The sequence below is a fragment of the Streptomyces sp. NPDC013187 genome, from assembly GCF_042899705.1.
In the GTDB taxonomy this organism is placed as follows: Bacteria; Actinomycetota; Actinomycetes; order Streptomycetales; family Streptomycetaceae; genus Streptomyces; species Streptomyces hawaiiensis_A.
Map to the genome: position 1 here is coordinate 20,754 of NZ_JBIBAF010000001.1, position 16,723 is coordinate 37,476.

Here is a 16,723-nt window from a genome sequence, read left to right on the forward strand (position 1 = left end):
CTCCCAAGGGGCGCGGGGAACTGCGCGACCGGCCACCGCCAGCCCGCAGCCAACCCACAACCGACACGCGCGAAAGCGCGTCCCAAGGGGCGCGGGGAACTGCGCGACCGGCCACCGCCAGCCCGCAGCCAACCCACAACCGACACGCGCGAAAGCGCGTCCCAAGGGGCGCGGGCAACTGCGCGACCGGCCACCACCGGCCCGCAGCCAACCCACAACCGACACGCGCGAAAGCGCGTCCCAAGGGGCGCGGGCAACTGCGCGACCGGCCACCGCCGGCCCGCAGTCGCCCGACAACCGCACACGCCCCCCGTCGTGCTAGGCCCGGTCCAGGATTTCCCGCAGCGCGGCGATCGCCGCCCGGTCGACCGGCCCACTGCGCCCCGCAGTCGTACGCCACCCCACGAACCCGTCGGGCCGCACCAGGACCGCGCCCCCGGCCAGCAGCCCGTACCGCCGCCGGAAGGACCCGTCCTGGTCCCACAGCCGCGTCCCCCGCCCGATCCGCACGACCTTCAGACCGACCCCCAGCCGCGCGGCCTCCTGCTCCACCGCCCCGGTCCAACGGCCCGCCGCTTCGTCGACGAGCAGGGTGAACCCGTCGCCGTACAGATCGACGACCGACACCGGTCCCTCCGGCCCGTCGAGTTGCAGATGCGGTGCACGCGCCCCGGGCCGCGCCGAGGGGTGCGCGGGGTCCTCGACGATGGCGTCGGGCGCCCCCTCCTCCGCGGCGAACGCCCCGGAGCGGTAGCAGTACCCGAAGGTCATGGTCGTCTCGTCGACCAGTTCCGCGGCGACCTCCTGATACTGCTTGCCCTCCCGCACGGCGAACCGCAGCATCGCCTGCCGGACGGTCTCCTCGGCCACCGGCCGCCGCTCGGCGTCGTAACTCTCCAGGAGCCCCGGGCCCGCCGTGCCGGACAGCACCAGTGCCAGCTTCCAGGCCAGGTTGTACGCGTCCTGGATGCCGGTGCTGGCACCGAACGCGCCGGTGGGCGGCATCACGTGGGCGGCGTCCCCGGCGACGAACACCCGGCGGGTCGCGAACGTGTCCGCCACGCGCGCGGAGATGTCCCACGCGGGCATGTCCACCGACTCGATCTTCAGCGGCAGGTCGGGCACCCCGACCGCGGCGCGCACCAGGGCGGTGCACCGTTCCTCGGTGAAGTCCTCGGCACGCTGGCCCTGTTCGGGGAAGAAGGAGACGTTGATGACCCAGCGGCGGTCGTTGTCGATGGGGATGATCGTGCCGCGCACCTCGGGGTTGTTGACGTACGCCGCGATGATCCGGCGGCCGCGCAGCGCCTCCGTCAGGTCGGCCTCGAAGAAGAAGCTGACGAGGTTGGTGATGGTGCCGCGGCCGTGCGCCCCGATGCCCAGCATCTCGCGCAGCGGGCTGCGGCTGCCGTCCGCCGCGATCACGTACTGCGCATGGATCTGCGAACTCTCCCCGGTGGACAGGTCGGTGACGTGGACCAGCACCCCGGCCCCGTCCTTTTCGTCCTCCTCGTACTCCTCGATCGCGTCGACCCGGGTGGAGAAGCGGACGTCCGCCCCGGCCTCGACGGCCCGTTCCCGCAGGATCGGCTCCAGCTGGTTCTGGTCGATCAGCGTCCACTGGGTGGGGCTGATCCGGCCGATGTCCTCCGGCGAGGCACTGGGCATCCGTACGCGTTCCTTGCCGGCGAGGCTCTCGACGTGCACCAGGTCGGTGTTGCCGGAGATGGGGGAACGCCCGGCTCGTACCCGCTCCTCCATGCCGACCGCGCGGTACAGCTCCATCGTCCGCGGGTTGATGGCACGGGCCTTGGGGTGGGTGGAGGTGTCCGGGTGGCGTTCCACCAGGGTGGCGGTGACACCGTGGTGGGCGAGGAAGACGGCCGCGGACAGTCCGGTCAGCCCGCCCCCGACGATGAGAACGGGGGTCCGGTGCGACCTCATGCTGCCTCCTTGTGGGCGGTGACCAGGGTGTGGGTGCCGAGCAGGGGCTGTGCCTCACCGTCGGTGAAGCCGGCCCCGCGCAGCCAGGCCCGGCAGTCCGCGATGCGGTACTCGGAGCCGTCGGGGCTGACCAGTCGCATGTGCAGGCTGCTGAGCAGCCGCTCCGGGTCGCTGCGGTCGTCGTCGATCATCCGGTCGTAGACGAGGACCGTGCCGCCGGGCCGCACCGCCTCGAAGACCCGGCCGAGCAGCTCGCGCCGCCGGGCGGTGTCGAAGCCGTGCAGGATGTGGCCGAGGACGACGACGTCGGCCGGCGGGATCGGGTCGGTGAAGAAGTCGCCGCCGGCGAAGGCGACCCGGCCGGTCAGGCCCAGGGCCTCGATGTGCTCGGTGAACAGCGGCCGGGTCCGCTCCAGGTCGAAGCAGGTCGCCTTCAGGTGCGGGTGCTCCCGTACCAGGACGGCCGCGAGGTTGCCGCGGGCGCCGCCCAGGTCGACGAACGAGGAGTGGCGGTCCCAGTCGAGGCGCCGGGCGAGTTCGGCGCCCATCCGGTCGCTGTACGCGTCGAGCCCCGCGAGGAAGCGCTTCATCTTGGCGGGGTCCTTGTGCCGGTCCCCGACGAAGCCGCCCTTGTCCGGGTCGAGGTGCTGCGGCTCGCCGGAGCGCATCGCCTCGGTGAGCCGGCCCCAGGTGCCGTACAGGGTCTCGTTGGTGAGCTCGACGAAGCCGCCGAGGTACGAGGAGGAGTCCGGCACCAGATAGGCCTGCGCCAAGGGGGAGTTGCGGTAGCCGCTCTCCGTCCGCTCCAGCAGACCGAGCCCGGTCAGCGCGTCCAGGAAGTCCGGGACCATCCGGTGGTGTGTCCCGGTGCGCCGTGCCAGTTCGGCGGCGTCGGCGGGGCTTTCGGCCAGGGCGCCGAACACGCCGAGGGTGACGGCGCTGTGCAGCACCTTGGCGGCGCAGTCGGCGATGGTCAGCCGGATCAGTGGTCCGGGGTCGACCGCCGGAGCCGTCTGCGGGTCTTCGGTCGTGGTCACACGAGCCTCCTGGTCTGCCTCTGCCTGTTCTTCGGCCTGCGTCCTGCGTCGTACGGCTGTGCAGTGCCGACGATGGTCGCGAGCCGTCGATTCGGGCTCGAAGGGCGCTGAAGGGAGGCCCGGGGCACGGCGCCGACGCACGAGAGCCGCCGTCCCGTGCGGGACGGCGGCTCTCCATCGGCGGGTGGGGGGCTCGGTTCCCCTCTGCGGCCACCTCGTCGTCCTGGTGGTCCTGACCCTGGTGCTCCCCGCGCAGGGGGAGGTTCTTCATCGTCAGGGCGGCCGGCAAACCCAGCACGAGGACCGGTACGGCACGGCGTCAGATACGGGCCGGGGAACGAGCACCACGGCCGAGCTGGGAGCGCGACTCCATCAGCTCGTGCGCGGCCTCGGCATCCTTCGACGGCAGCTCGGCGTGGACGACGGGACGGGCCTTTGGTGAGGGTGTCACCACCGACGGTCTTTTCGGCCTCTTCGAGCCGCAGCACCGAGGGGGCACCGAACTCGTGGTGTCGGGACGATACGCATGGACGTACCTCCGGAACTCCTGCCCTTACAGCGCCGAGTAGACGGGGCCGCCGGTGCGCACCGCATCGAGCAGGCGGAACACCGCGGCCTCGCCCCGGCCAGTCGGGCCGTCCGGGCGGAGCCAGCCCCGGCCCGGCTGCGGGACGTGGTCGCGCAACAGGACACCGAGGTCGGTCGGTCGTAGTCCCCGTCGGGGAGGGCGCGGTAGATCCGCACCGGCGGCTCTCGCGTGCACAAGCGATGTGGGGGGAAGGGGCCGTACGGCCGGAGGGAGGGGCCCTCCGGCCCTTGCGGCCTCTTCGTCAGACGGTGCCGAACCAGGTGGTGACGGCCGCGGTCAGCGATTCCCGCAGCTCCGGCTCCGGCATGTCCCGGTCCGCGGCCCAGGCCACGTAGCCGTCGGGGCGGACCAGCAGACCGGCCAGCTGCGGCTCTTCGGCGCACTCGGCCCGGACGTGCTGGAGCCGGCCGGCCCAGGAGACGCCCGCGGCCCACTTCTCGTGGACCTGGCCGATCAGCGAGTCGCCGGTCAGGTCGAGCAGCAGACCGGTGCCTCGCCTCAGGTACGTGGGGAGGGGCCGGACGCCGTCCTCGGTCTTCAGTTCCAGGTCGCGGGCGAAGTCGCCGAGCAGCCGGTGCTCGGGGCCCTCGAGCGCGTAGCGGACGGTGACGCCGCTGAGCATCTCGGCGAGGTAGCGGTTCACCTGCTCGGTGCGCATGAGGTCGGTGAACAGCTCGCGCAGCGGGGTGACGTACGGGTCCGGGTTCATCAGCGCGATCTGGGCCCGGGTGTTGGCCAGCACCTTGCGGGCCGGCGCCTGGCGCTCCCGGTCGTAGCTGTCGAGCAGGTCCTCGGGAGCCCAGCCGTGCACCGCGGCGGCGAGCTTCCAGCCGAGGTTGAAGGCGTCCTGGAGACCGAGGTTGACGCCCTGGCCGCCGACCGGGAAGTGGGTGTGGGCGGCGTCGCCCGCGATCAGCAGCCGGCCCTCGCGGTAGCGGTCCGCCTGGCACGCGGAGTCGGTGAAGACGGAGAGCCAGCGCGGCGCGTGCGCACCGAGGTCGTCGCCCCAGATCTCGCGCAGGCTGGCGGTCAGCTCGTCCAGGGCGAGCTCCGTCCCGGGCTCCCGGTCGGCCTCGAAGTCGAACGTGGAGACGCGGTGGTAGGTGTCGTCGAGCGGCACACAGAACAGCAGGCCGCGCTCGGTGCGCTCCATGCCCATGGGGGCGTTCTCACGGTCGGCGAGGATCACGTCGCCGAGCCGGGCGGTGACCCGGCCGCCGGTGCCGGGGAAGGCGATGCCGGCCTCCTGCCGGACCAGGCTGCGGCCGCCGTCGCAGCCCACGGCGTACCGGGCGCGCAGCGTGTAGGTGCCGTCGGGGCCGGTCACCTCGGCCTCGACGCCGTCGGCGTCCTGACGTATCGCGGTGACCTCGTGACCGCGCCGGATCTCGGCGCCGAACTCGGCGGCACGCTCCTCCAGCAGCCGTTCGGTGCGGGTCTGCTCGGAGAGCAGGGCGTAGCCGTGCGCGCTGTCGAGGGTGGAGAAGTCGACCCACTCGTCGAGGCCGGCGAAGTGGCCGTTGTTCCATGAGCGGGCACCCTCGCGGAACCTCTTGAGCAGGCCGCGCCGGTCGAGGGACTCCAGGGAGCGGGCGTGCAGCCCGAAGGCCTTGGAGTGCGGGGTGCGCTCGGGCAGCCGCTCGAGCACGACCGCCCGGACGCGGGCGATCCGGAGCTCCGAGGCGAGCAGCATGCCGACGGGCCCCCCGCCGACGATCAGCACGTCGAAGTCGACGTCGGTGTCGTGGGCGATCTCGACGTCGCGATCGGGGTGCTCGGGCGGCACGGACTGGGACATGAGGTTCCCCCTCGATAGATGTTCACTCACAGGTATATGCTTAAACTCATGCAGTCGATTGAGAGCATACAGATGCTCGTCTGCCGTAATCAACTCGCTTAGAATGCGGACATGGACACTTCGACTCAGCCCCCGCCGCGGGCAGCGGATCTGCTCGACGCTGTCGGTCCCGCCTTCTCCCGGCTGCGGCGTGCGCAGGTGCTGAATGTGGAGAAGGGGGTGTCCCGCAAGGACTTCACCAGGACGCTGGTGCTCAACATCGTGCAGGACGGACCCGACCAGGAGGGCCAGGAGATCACCGTCGGTGTCGTGGGCGAGCGGCTCGCGGTCGACCCCTCCGTGGCGAGCCGGATGGTCTCCGACTGCATCTCCGCCGGTTATCTGATCCGTGCGGCCTCACAGCGCGACGGCCGCCGTACGATCCTGCAGCTCACCCCGGAGGGGCACGAGACGCTCGCGCGCTTCCGCCACCACCAGCGCGCGGCCTTCGAACGCATCACCCAGGACTGGCCGGAGGACGAGCGGCTCGAATTCGCCCGCCTGCTGATCAAGTACGTGGACTCCGTGGGCGAGTTGCAGCACACCGGCTCCGCGTAGCCGACGACGGGCGGGGAACAGCACCGCCGGGTCGAGGACGGCCCCCGCCGCCCCGGCCCGACACCGCGACGCCCCCCGGGCGCTACGCACACCCCCACCGAAGCCGCGGAGGTGCCCGGGGCCTCAGCCCCGACCGAGCACGCCCCGAAGGACCGCCCCCAGCACCGTCGCCTCCGCACCCCCGGGATCCGCGCCCGGCGACCGCCACGCGACGACACCGTCCGGCCGTACCAGCACGGCCCCTTCGGGGCGCACACCGCCGTAACGCTCGCACCAGCCGCCGTCCGGGTCGGCCAGCGTGCCCGCCCCGGCGTCCGTCCCCGGCACCACCCGGCGGGCGGTGAGTTTCACACCCAGTTCGGCGGAGACGGCAACGGCCGCCGAGATCCACTCGCGACCGTTCTCTCCGGTCAGCAGGACGAAGTCCCTCCCGAACAGGTCGAGCGTGGACACGGGTTCACCGCCGCGCACGAGCTCCACGTACGGCGCCCTGGTGCCCGGCGCCCCGCGCAGCGCGCGCGGGTCGGAGGCCACCGGGAGGTCCGCGCCGCCCGGCTCCGCCACCACCGCGGCGGACCGGTAGGCCTGGCCGGAGGTCACCGTCACCGCGTCCGCGACGGCGGCCCGCTGCTCCGGGGTCGCGGTGCCGGAGCGCAGGGCGAGCTGGAGGGACCCCTGCTCGGCCGTGTAGACCGCCACGGGCCGTCGCTCGGCGTCATACGTCTCCACGAGGCCGGCCCCCGCGACGCCCCCGACCACCAGGGCGAGCTTCCAGGCGAGGTTGTGGGCGTCGGCGATACCGGTGTTGGCCCCGTAGCCCCCGGTCGGCGGCACCACGTGCGCCGCGTCCCCGGCCAGCAGCACCCTCCCGTGCACGAACCTCTCGGCCACCTGCTCCGCCATGTCCCAGGGGAAGCGCGAACGGATCGTCACCTCGACCCCCGGCGCTCCCACCGCGGCCCCCACCAGCTCGGCGCAGCGGTCGTCGGTGAAGTCCTCCAGGCTCTCCCCGTCCTCGGGCCGGTACCCGACGATGAGCGTGCCCCCGGTCAAGGTGTCGTCATGCACGAGGATGCCCGTGACCTGGGGGTTCTGCACATGGACCACGCTGTAGCGGCGGTCCCCCAGCACCGGGCGCAGATCCGCGCCGAACGCGATGCTGACATGGCGGGACAGCACCCCGCGCCCCTGGCGGGGCACCTTCAGCGCCTCCCGGACGGTACTGCGCGGCCCGTCGCAGGCCACCAGATAGGAGCTGCGGAAGGTACGGGTGCCACCGGCGCCGTCGTCGAGGACGGCGGTGACCCCCTCCGGGTCCTCCGCGAAGGACAGCAGCTCCGTACCGAACCTGAGGTCGGCGCCGAGCTCCACCGCCCGGTCCCGCAGCAGCGGCTCCAGCCGGTCCTGCGGCAGCAGGAGCAGCCGGGAGGGGGTGAGGTCGCCCAGATCGTCGTCGCCCTCCAGCTCCTCCTTGCTGAACAGCACTTCACCGGCCAGCGAGGTCACTCCGGCCCGGGTGCGGTGCGTGGCGAAGCCGGACGCCTCGCGTACGGCGGCGTCCTCGATCCCTGCCTGCCGCAGCAGTTCCCCGGTACGGGGGTAGTAGCCGACGGCCCTCGGGTGGATGGACGTTCCCGGATGGCGCTCCACCAGGGTGCACCGGACCCCGTGCCGGGCCAGGAACACAGCGGTGGACAGCCCGACGAGGCTGCCGCCGACGATCAGTACGGGTGCGCTGTCGGAACGGTCGGAAGCGGAGGTCATCACACGGTCCCTCTCTGGGTGATCAGGCTCGGGCACGGGTTCACGGGGTCGGCAGTCCGGCCCGTCCCAGGGCCGGGGAGAGGCGATCCGCCTCCTCGAAGCGGCGCTCTCGGCAGAGCGTCCCGTACAGCTCGCGGATCAGCTCGGCGTTGCGCGTGCGCCGCCCGGCAGGGATCACGGTGGTCATGGGTTCCTCTCGCTCGGCTCTTGATCGGGACTCGGGGTCGGGGCGGGTCCGGGGATGCTGACCGCTCAGGCCTTGAGCGCGTAGGTCGACCAGTACGAATCGGCCTCGAAGCCGAGCTTCCGGTTGAGCGCGACGACAGCCGTGTCGGCGGTGTCGTTGAAGACCTGGACCAGCGCGAGCCGGCTGTTCTCCCGGGCGGCCCCGAGCAGCAGCTGGCTCTTCAGCCAGGTGGCGAGACCGCGCCGCCGGTGCTGCGGCAGCACCAGCGTCTCGCCGCCGTCCGCCATCGGGCTGTCGCGCACGAACAAGGTGGCGTACCCGACGATCGCGCTGCCGTGCTCGGGCAGCGCCGCCACCACATGGGGCAGATGCCCGGCCCGCTCCGCCTCGGCCTCCCGCGCCCGTACGTCGTCGGCGGAGGGGCGCCGGATCCTGGCCTGGCCGTTGACCCGCTCCTCCAGGCCGCTCCAGGCCCGCGCGTAGGACTCCACCAGGTCGTCGGGGCAGGGACCCCGCCACGCCACCAGGCGGTACCCGGGCACCGGCCGGGCCGCCGCGGCCCGAAGCACCGCTGCAGCGGGCCCGGCCGGACGGAGCCGATGGCGCACGCTCTCGCCGATGAGTTCGGCTCCGAGGCCGGCCGCGAACCGCTCACCGGCCTCCGCCCTCGGAGCGTCGGCGAGCAGCAGGTCCCGCCCGCGCTCCCGCAGCGCCGCCAGCCCCGCGGCCGCCAGCGCCCGGCCGGCACCGCGCCGCCGGAAACCGGGGAACACCCACAGCGAACCGTGTCCCGGCCCGCTCGGGTCGCCCAGATCCAGCCCGAGCTTCAGCACACCGGCCGGGGTGCCGCCGTCGTACGCGGCCAGCACGATCCGGTCCGTCCCGTGCCGCCGCTGGAACAGCCGCGCCAGCAGGGCCTCCGTCACCGGCGGGTCCCCGGGCAGTTCCAGACTCATGGTGTCCCGGAAGCCGGGAAGCAACGCGGCGATGGTCGCCGGCTCATCGCCGTCGAGGCTACGAATCTCCATGCCCCACACGGTGACCCGGACCTCTCGAAACACCGTCCAGGACAACTCGACACGTGACGGGTGCACCGGCCGGAAAAGGGGCGGGCCCCGCCGCACTCCCAGATCCCTGGAATGCGACGGGGCCCGTACCGGGGCGGACGCCGATCCGGCCCGTCAGGCGCCATCCGTCACGCGGAGCGTCTCGCCGTTGTTCCGCGGATCCGTCCTCATGACTCCACCTCGGTCGTCGGGGCACGGCCGATGCTCTGCGCGTGCCGGAAGAAGTCCTCCGGGTCGTAGGCCCGCTTCACGGCGCGCAGCCGGGTCCGGTTCGCGCCGAAGTAGTCGGTCTCCCAGTCCTCGCCCGCCCGCGAGCTGGGGAAGTTGATGTACGAGCCGCAGGCGAGCGGCGTGAGCGCATCGGCCGCACGGTCCGCCAGCGCGGTCAGCCGCGCCGGCGCCCCCGGATCCGTCGTCGCCTGCCGGCAGGCGAACTGGTAGCCGACCAGGAACCGCGCGTCGCGGTGCGCGTAGGCGGTCGCGCCGCCCGGCACCCGGCTCGCCGCACCGCCCAGGGCGATGCACAGCAGATAGCGTTCCTGCCCCAACGCGTCGAGGGCGGGGTCGAAGGCGTCGAGCAGCACCGCCGATTCCGCCCGGGTCGCGGCCCGGCCGGTGAGCCGGTAGCTCTGCCGGGTGTACGGGTGCCGGTGCCCCTCGGCCTCGGGCCCGGTGCCGGTACGCCGGCACTGCGCCACCGTCTTCGATCCGCACAGCGCCTCGTGCATCACCTCGGCGTACCCGCCCCGCGCACCGACGGTCCTGCTCAACGGCTTGCATCCGGCCCGCTCGGCGAGTTCGTCCAGGCCGTCGCGCAGCGCCTCGTCAGCACCCAGGTGCACGCCCCAGACCCGGACCACCGGACGCCCGCCGGGCCCGAACATGCCCGGCAGCACGACCAGGGAGGTGCCGAGTTCGTCAGGGCCGTCGACGGCCCACTCCTGCCAGGCCGTCAGTACCTCCACGGCGTCGTCGTACGCCCACAGCGTCTCGAAGGCGGTCAGGGCGGGCGCGTCGATCGAGCGCACCTCGAACTCCGTGACCACCCCGAAGGTGCCTCCGCCGCCACCGCGCGACGCCCAGTACAGGTCGGGCTCCTCCGTGGGCGAGCAGCGGACGGTCCTGCCGTCCGCGAGCACGACGCGCGCCGCGGCGACCCGGTCGCTGCCCAGCCCGAACTTCCGCGTCTGCCAGCCGATCCCGCCGCCGGTCAGGAATCCGCCCGCGGCGACCGTGGGAAACGTCCCGGTGACGATCTGCCGCCCCTGGGTCCGCAGGGCGTCCAGCGCGTCGAGCGACTGGACGCCCGCCCCCAGCCGCACCACGGGCCCCTCGGCGACGACGTGGTTCATCCGGGACAGGTCGACGACCAGCCCCTCACCGGTCGACCAGCCGTTGAAGCTGTGGCCGCCGCCCCGGACGTGCAGCCGCACCCCCCGCTCCCGGGCGTAGCGCACGCACAGCGCGACATCCCGCTCGGAGGCGCAGTACGCGACGGCGTACGGCTCGATCGTGTCGTACTCGGTGTTCTGAAGCTGCCGGGCCAGAGCGAAGCCCGCCTCGTCCGGCAGAACCAGGTCCCCGTCGAGCCGGTCCCGCAGCGCCGCCGCCCGCATCAGTCGTCGATGCCGAACTTGCCGGCGGTCACCTTGGACCCCGCGTGCCCGCGCAGCTTGGTGCCCTGCGGGTCGAAGAACTCGGCACCGCCGGTGCCCTGCCACTCGGTGTCCGAGACGAACTCGCCCGACACCCGCACATGTGCCTCCCCCACGTGGTTGCCCTCGGGGTCGGCGGCCAGGATGTGGAAGCCGTACTCGAAGGTGTCCGGGCCCGTGGCACGCCAGGTGCCCAGGCCGATGTTCTTGGTGTTGAGCTGGGTGGAGACGACCGTGCCGTCCGCCGAGAAGCTGACGAGCCCGGGGACCGCCTTGCCGTCGTCGTCCAACTGCGTGGTCCAGGTGCCGACCAGCCGTACGTCGCTCATCACAGATCTCCTCGATCCTTGTCGGAAGCCGGTGGAACTGGGGGAACAGGGCGAGTGGTGTGCCCGGGCCAGGTTTCCGGCCCGCTCTCAAGACCCGCTCGAAACGCCCTGTAGCCGGACTGCCCGCCGGGCTGCTCCTGCCCCGGCGGCGCGCACAAGGGCCCGAACTCCGGGTGCCAGAGCGCGGCCACGTGCACGGAGCCGAGGGCCACCAGCGCGCGGTACGCCGGCAGCAGCAGGTAACGGACCAGCCCTCGCCACACGGCGCGCGGAGCGGTGACGCGGGGCGGGACGGTCTTCTTGTCGGGGTGTCCCTCGGGCAGGAACTCCGGATCGAACGGACGAAGGGACACGGCACTCCTAGGGGTGGCCGACGCGGAAGCGGTCAGGCGGCGCGGGGGCTACAGGCAGCGCGGATGCGTCAGGCGGCGCGGAAGCGGTCAGGCGGCGCGGGGGCTACAGGCAGCGCGGATGCGTCAGGCGGCGCGGATGCGGTCAGGCGGCGCCGGGGCTACAGGCAGCGCGGATGCGTCAGGCGGCGCGGATGCGGTCAGGCGGCGCGGGGGCTACAGGCAGCGCGGATGCGTCAGGCGGCGCGGACGGCCATTTCCACGCCGCCGTCGCCGTCGCCGTCGCCGTCGAAGGGAAGGGGCAGCGACACGTAGCCGCTGCCGGAGAACCGGACATGGGCGAGGAACTCCGCGCACGGCGCCGGCACGTCCCGCACGCCGAGGGCCACCACCACCGCGCCCGGCAGCATCCTTGGTTCCACCAGCTTCAGCAGCGGCAGGAAGGACTCCGGCGGGCCGCCGAGCAGCAGCAGGTCCACCGGTCCGGGGACGGTCGCCAGCGACCGTTCGGGACGGCCCACCCGTACGTCCGCGTACCGGCCGAGTCCGGCCTTCTCGACCGCCGCCGCGGCGGCCGCGGCACGTGCGGCTTCCGGCTCGCAGCAGATGACCCGGCCGTGCCCGTTCTCGCTCACCGCGGCCGCGAGCCCGGCGGTGAAGGACGCGTACGGGCAGCCGATCTGGAGCACGGTCAGCGGCCCGGCCGCCAGCACCAACTGCCGCAGGAGGGTTCCGGTGGCGCCTTCGAAGGTGGGAACGGCGGCTTCGGCCGCGGGGTCGGTACAGGAAACGGCATTGGGCATGCGGAACTCCCCGTCACGAGTTTCGAGACGTTCGCGGTCTCTTCGCCGAGAGTTACAGATGCCGTCCCCGCGAGCGACGGCCCTGGATGCCTTCGCGAGCGAGACTCCAGCCGCACTCCAAACCGCGGGTCGGAGCGGCTTCCCGGGGGGACTCCCCGGCCCCGCGCGCCGGATCCGTGCTCCGGCGGGCCGCCTAGGAGAGCACCCCCGCCAGCGTCCCCGCGAGGGTGAGGGCGAGGAACGCCGCCCCCCACGTCATCGCGTGCCGTATCCGGCGGTGCTTGACGCGGGTGGTCCGGGTCAGGAGCTGTGGCGGGGCGTCGGCGGTCGGGGCCTGGTGGGGTGTCCTCGCCAGGCTCAGCAGGACCAGGGACGGGGCGCAGGCCGCGCAGCCGGTCCAGAGGAGGAGCTGGGGGATCGCGGCGTACTGGGCGGGGGTGATGACACCGGCGGTGATCGCGGTGAGGAGGGCGGCCAGGGCGGCGCCGAGGGTGGCCAGGGTGAGGCCCGCCCGGTGGTCGGCCCTCGCCAGTTCCTCGCGGACCGCCTCGGGCGGAAGCGGCCGGCCCAGGTCCGCCGTGCGCTCGCCTCGGAGTGTGGTCATGCCTACCCCTCGCTGGTCAGCGGTCTCCTCCGAGTACCCCAAAGGGGCTGCCCCACACCGCAGTTCAGGAATTCCACGTCTCGTCGTACGGGTCGTGCGGGGTGGGGACCGGCCTCGCGGACGTCACCTCGAGGTAAGGGATGGGGCCGTTATTGACGGGGTCCTTGGTGCGGCGGGGAGTGTAGGTTCCCGTGATCTCCAGCCAGGTGTCCGGCCTCAGGACCGGCGGGGTGTTGCCCGTCAGGGCGATCTTGACCGGCTGGGCGTCGGCGGCGCAGCAGTTGAGGCCCATGCGGACCAGGTAGGGGGCGCCCGTCCGGTCCAGGGTGACGAAGCCGGTGATCTTCAGCTCGCGGTCGTGGAGGGCGCGGCCGTCGTCGTAGATCGCGCGGCCCGCGTAGTCCGCCACGGCCAGGCGCAGGGGTGCGTCGCCGGTGGGGAGGGCCGGGAAGCCGAAGGGTTTCGTCAGGGCCGTACCGGTGTGCGCCGCGCTGTAAGAGCCCAGGGCCGGTGGGGCGACCAGGATCAGGGCGAGGACGGGGAGCGTGAGGAGCCAGGAGACGCGGGGTTCGCGGTGGTGGTCGTGCGTGGGAGCACCGCGGCGGTCGTACCAGAGGGTGGCCGCCGCCGTGGCGATCAGGACCGCGCCCGCCAGGAGGACCAGGGGGCGCAGGCCCTCCTTGACGTACCGCAGGTAGAGGTCGGTCGTGCCGGCGTGCAGGAGGGTCGCGCCGAGCAGGAAGAGGAGGGCCGTCTGGGCCAGGCGGTTCACAGCAGGGCCGTTCCGGTCAGGGCCGACACCACGACGGCCAGGGCGAAGGTCGCGGGGGCGAAGCGCAGGGCGAAGGCGCGGCCGAAGGTGCCCGCCTGCATCGCGAAGAGCTTCAGGTCGATCATCGGGCCCACGACCAGGAACGTCAGACGGGCCGTCAGGGAGAACTGGGTCAGGGACGCCGCCACGAACGCGTCCGCCTCCGAGCAGATGGAGAGCAGGACGGCCAGGGCCGCGAGGACCAGGACCGACAGCACGGGGTGGCCGGCCGCGAGGCTCAGCCACTGCGCGGGGACGACCGCCTTCAGGGTGGCGGCGGCCATCGCGCCGATCACCAGGAAACCGCCCGCGTGCGTCACATCGTGGCGGACCGAGCCCCAGAAGGCCGCTCCCCTGCCCTGCCCCTCGTGCGACGCGCGGGCCGGGGGACGGAGCCAGTCCGTGCGGCCGAGGCGGTGCCAGAGCCAGCCCATCGAGCAGGCCACCAGCAGGCTCGCGACGAAGCGGGCCAGGACCATCTCCGGATTGCCGGGGAACGCCACGGCCGTCGCCGTCAGCACGATCGGGTTGATGGCGGGCGCCGACAGGAGGAAGGCCAGGGCCGCCGCGGGTGTGACCCCGCGGCGGACCAGGGCACCGGCCACCGGCACGGACGCGCACTCGCAGCCCGGCAGCACGGCGCCCGCCGCGCCCGCGACCGGCACCGCGAGGGCCGGGTGCTTCGGCAGGGCCCGGGCGAAGAACGACGGCGGCACGAACACCGCGATGGCCGCCGACAGCAGCACCCCGAGCACCAGGAACGGCAGCGCCTGGACCATGACCGCGACGAACACCGTCATCCAGCTCTGCATCACCGGTGCGGCCAGGGCTCCGCGGATCGGGTCCTGGAACATCACCGCCGTGAGCAGCAGAAGGGTCAGCAGGAGGGGCGAGTTGAGATACCGGGCCTCCTCCTTGCCCCGTCCCGCCCCGGCGTTCCCGCCCGGGTCCGTATCGGCTGGTCCGCCCGGGTCCGTCCCGGTGCCCCTGCCCCGGCCCTCCCCGGCGTCGCCGCGCTCACCGCTGTCCTGCGGGGCTCTGTTCGTGATGGCCACGGGCCCGGTACCTCCGGTGGTGCGCGAGGGCATTCCCCATTCCCTCCCCTTTCGTACGGGTGGCGACGGCCGGGCGTTCACACCACCCCGCCCCCTTCTGGAACCGGTCGTCCCGGTGAGGCAGTCTTCTCCTCGTGGGGAGCGTTCCGAACCAAGGCCAGCCGAGTGATCCGGCCACGCACATGATCGTGTGCGGTGACGACGGCCTCGCGCACCGGCTGGCCGCCGAACTCCGGGGCGTCTACGCCGAGCAGGTCACCCTGGTCGTGCCGCCCTCCGGCAGACGGGTGCGGCAGCCCGTGGTCGGACGGGCCCGGGCCGCCTCGGCCGCGTTGCTGGACCGGGTCGTGAACGCGGCCGTCAACCGGACCGGCGCGAGCGGCGAACCGGCCGCGAGCGGACAGGTCGTGGAGGCACCGGAGATCACCGAGGCGGTGCTCACCGAGGTGGGCGCCGACCGGGCGGCGGCGCTGGCGCTGGTCTTCGACGACGACGAGACCAACATCCGCGCCGCGCTCACGGCCCGCCGGCTCAACCCCCGCATCCGCCTCGTACTGCGGCTCTACAACCGGCGGTTGGGGCAGCACATCGAGGAACTGCTGGACCAGACCGCCGCCGTGGCCACCGGGGACGGTCAGGGAGCGGGGCTCGACGCGTCGACGACGGTGCTGTCCGACGCCGACACGGCCGCGCCCGCACTGGCCGCCACCGCTCTCGTCGGCACCAGCAAGGTCGTCCAGACGGAAGGGCTCGTGCTGCGGGCGGTGGAACGGCAGCCGCGGCCGGGCGAGGTGGCCGACCCGGGGCTGTGCACCCTGGCGCTGCTGTCCGCGACGAGCAACGACCCGGCCGGCGCGGACGGTTCCGAGGGCAGTGGGGAGCACGGCCCCCGCCTGCTGCCGGACGAGGCGGCGGTGGCGTCGGCGACCGGGCGCGGGACCGTCGTCCTGGAACAGGTGTCGTACTCGGGTCCCTCCCTGCCCGCCGGCCGGGGCGGTGTGCCGCCGTTCGCCTCGCTGTTCTCGCGGCGGCTGCGGTGGTCGCTGGCCGGGCTGGTGGGCTGTGTGCTGGCGCTCGCCGTCGGGTTGATGATCGTGACCGGCGAACATCCGCTGTACGCGACGTACATCACGCTGCTCGATCTCTTCGGCATCAACGATCCCGCGCTTCACCAGTCGACCGCCCGGCAGGTGCTGCAACTGCTGTCCGGCCTGGTGGGGTTGCTGTTGCTGCCGGTGCTGCTGGCGGCGGTGCTGGAAGCACTCGGCACGTTCCGCAGCGCGTCCGCGCTGCGCAAGCCGCCCCGGGGGCTCGGCGGGCATGTGGTGCTGCTCGGGCTCGGCAAGATCGGGACGCGCGTGCTGACGCGGCTGCGGGAACTCAACATCCCCGTGGTGTGCGTGGAGTCCGATCCGGACGCGCGCGGGATGGCCACGGCGCGGCGGCTGCGGGTACCGGTGGTGCTCGGCGACGTCACGCAGGAGGGCGTGCTGGAGGCCGCGAAGATCCACCGCGCCCATGCCCTGCTGGCGCTGACCAGCGCGGACACGACGAACCTGGAGGCGTCGCTGTACGCGCGGTCCGTACGGCCCGACCTGCGGGTCGTGCTGCGGCTGTACGACGACGACTTCGCGACGGCCGTGTACCGGACGCTGCGGGCCGCGCATCCGCGCGCCCTGACGCGGAGCCGGAGCGTGTCGCACCTGGCCGCGCCCGCGTTCGCCGGGGCGATGATGGGGCGGCAGATCCTCGGGGCGATCCCGGTGGAGCGGCGCGTGCTGCTGTTCGCGGAGGTGGATGTGGCCGGGCATCCGCAACTGGAGGGGCGGACGGTCGGGGAGGCGTTCCGGGCCGGGGCCTGGCGGGTGCTGGCGCTCAACACGTCACCTCCCGGGCGGCGCCGGGAGGAGGCCGAGCCACCGGGTGAGGAGCGGGTACCGGCTTCGGGACTGGTGTGGGATCTGCCTCCCGCGTATGTGCTGGGCCCCGGGGACCGGGTGGTGCTGGCGGCGACCCGACGGGGGCTCGCGGAGCTGCTGGGACGGAGACGGCGGGAGCGGGCGGGGGCGTGACGCCGGGCGCCCCAGGGTCGCGGAGCGACTCGAGGGGCGCGGGGAACCGCGCGACCGGCCA

Annotated in this window: 17 protein-coding genes; 2 read left to right on the forward strand and 15 right to left on the reverse strand. The window is 73.3% G+C overall.

The window, feature by feature from the left end; translation table 11 throughout:
* Window positions 1-318: 318 nt before the first annotated feature.
* From ACFY5B_RS00115 to ACFY5B_RS00135, 5 genes are all read right to left on the reverse strand, one after another.
* The gene (locus tag ACFY5B_RS00115; protein ID WP_389962229.1) at window positions 319-1,944 is read right to left on the reverse strand and encodes an FAD-dependent oxidoreductase; all 1,626 of its coding nucleotides are present in this window, start codon (window positions 1,942-1,944) and stop codon (window positions 319-321) included.
* Window positions 1,941-2,981 carry a methyltransferase gene (locus ACFY5B_RS00120; RefSeq protein WP_389962232.1) on the reverse strand — a complete coding sequence of 347 codons (1,041 nt, stop codon included), beginning with the start codon at window positions 2,979-2,981 and terminating at the stop codon, window positions 1,941-1,943. Before ACFY5B_RS00120 ends, ACFY5B_RS00115 begins: the two co-directional genes overlap by 4 nt.
* A gap of 319 nt (window positions 2,982-3,300) precedes the next feature.
* Complete coding sequence (locus ACFY5B_RS00125; protein WP_389962235.1) at window positions 3,301-3,432, reverse strand: hypothetical protein; 132 nt, start codon at window positions 3,430-3,432, stop codon at window positions 3,301-3,303.
* 102 nt (window positions 3,433-3,534) lie between these two features.
* Window positions 3,535-3,666 carry a hypothetical protein gene (locus ACFY5B_RS00130; protein WP_389962238.1) on the reverse strand — a complete coding sequence of 44 codons (132 nt, stop codon included), beginning with the start codon at window positions 3,664-3,666 and terminating at the stop codon, window positions 3,535-3,537.
* Between the two features lie 145 nt (window positions 3,667-3,811).
* Entirely contained in the window at window positions 3,812-5,368 is a 1,557-nt protein-coding gene (locus tag ACFY5B_RS00135) for an FAD-dependent monooxygenase (RefSeq protein WP_389962241.1), read from the reverse strand.
* Window positions 5,369-5,479: 111 nt separating this feature from the next.
* On the opposite strand from ACFY5B_RS00135, the gene ACFY5B_RS00140 reads away from it, so the two are divergent.
* Entirely contained in the window at window positions 5,480-5,965 is a 486-nt protein-coding gene (locus ACFY5B_RS00140) for a MarR family winged helix-turn-helix transcriptional regulator (protein ID WP_389962244.1), read from the forward strand.
* 123 nt (window positions 5,966-6,088) lie between these two features.
* Here ACFY5B_RS00140 and ACFY5B_RS00145 read toward each other — a convergent pair whose 3' ends face one another.
* The 10 genes from ACFY5B_RS00145 to ACFY5B_RS00190 form a co-directional block, all read right to left on the reverse strand.
* Entirely contained in the window at window positions 6,089-7,729 is a 1,641-nt protein-coding gene (locus ACFY5B_RS00145; protein WP_389962247.1) for an FAD-dependent oxidoreductase, read from the reverse strand.
* Window positions 7,730-7,769: 40 nt separating this feature from the next.
* Window positions 7,770-7,916, reverse strand: coding sequence for a hypothetical protein (locus ACFY5B_RS00150; protein WP_389962250.1), 147 nt, complete (start codon window positions 7,914-7,916; stop codon window positions 7,770-7,772).
* 65 nt (window positions 7,917-7,981) lie between these two features.
* On the reverse strand, window positions 7,982-8,944 hold the full coding sequence (locus ACFY5B_RS00155; RefSeq protein WP_389962253.1) for a GNAT family N-acetyltransferase: 963 nt from the start codon (window positions 8,942-8,944) through the stop codon (window positions 7,982-7,984).
* A gap of 206 nt (window positions 8,945-9,150) precedes the next feature.
* Entirely contained in the window at window positions 9,151-10,599 is a 1,449-nt protein-coding gene (locus ACFY5B_RS00160; protein WP_389962256.1) for an FAD-binding oxidoreductase, read from the reverse strand.
* Entirely contained in the window at window positions 10,599-10,967 is a 369-nt protein-coding gene (locus tag ACFY5B_RS00165; RefSeq protein ID WP_389962258.1) for a hypothetical protein, read from the reverse strand. The genes ACFY5B_RS00160 and ACFY5B_RS00165 overlap by 1 nt, the downstream gene beginning before the upstream one ends.
* Window positions 10,967-11,320: a hypothetical protein gene (locus ACFY5B_RS00170; RefSeq protein WP_389962261.1), complete on the reverse strand. Its 354-nt coding sequence runs from the start codon at window positions 11,318-11,320 to the stop codon at window positions 10,967-10,969. The genes ACFY5B_RS00165 and ACFY5B_RS00170 overlap by 1 nt, the downstream gene beginning before the upstream one ends.
* A gap of 233 nt (window positions 11,321-11,553) precedes the next feature.
* Window positions 11,554-12,120 carry an O-methyltransferase gene (locus tag ACFY5B_RS00175; RefSeq protein ID WP_389962264.1) on the reverse strand — a complete coding sequence of 189 codons (567 nt, stop codon included), beginning with the start codon at window positions 12,118-12,120 and terminating at the stop codon, window positions 11,554-11,556.
* Window positions 12,121-12,313: 193 nt separating this feature from the next.
* A complete protein-coding gene (locus ACFY5B_RS00180; RefSeq protein WP_389962267.1) occupies window positions 12,314-12,724 on the reverse strand; it encodes a hypothetical protein in 411 nt (136 codons plus the stop codon).
* A gap of 64 nt (window positions 12,725-12,788) precedes the next feature.
* A complete protein-coding gene (locus ACFY5B_RS00185) occupies window positions 12,789-13,496 on the reverse strand; it encodes a TIGR03943 family putative permease subunit (protein WP_389962270.1) in 708 nt (235 codons plus the stop codon).
* Window positions 13,493-14,590: a permease gene (locus ACFY5B_RS00190; RefSeq protein ID WP_389962273.1), complete on the reverse strand. Its 1,098-nt coding sequence runs from the start codon at window positions 14,588-14,590 to the stop codon at window positions 13,493-13,495. The genes ACFY5B_RS00185 and ACFY5B_RS00190 overlap by 4 nt, the downstream gene beginning before the upstream one ends.
* Before the next feature lie 182 nt (window positions 14,591-14,772).
* On the opposite strand from ACFY5B_RS00190, the gene ACFY5B_RS00195 reads away from it, so the two are divergent.
* Entirely contained in the window at window positions 14,773-16,662 is a 1,890-nt protein-coding gene (locus ACFY5B_RS00195; RefSeq protein ID WP_389963643.1) for an NAD-binding protein, read from the forward strand.
* Window positions 16,663-16,723: the final 61 nt, after the last annotated feature.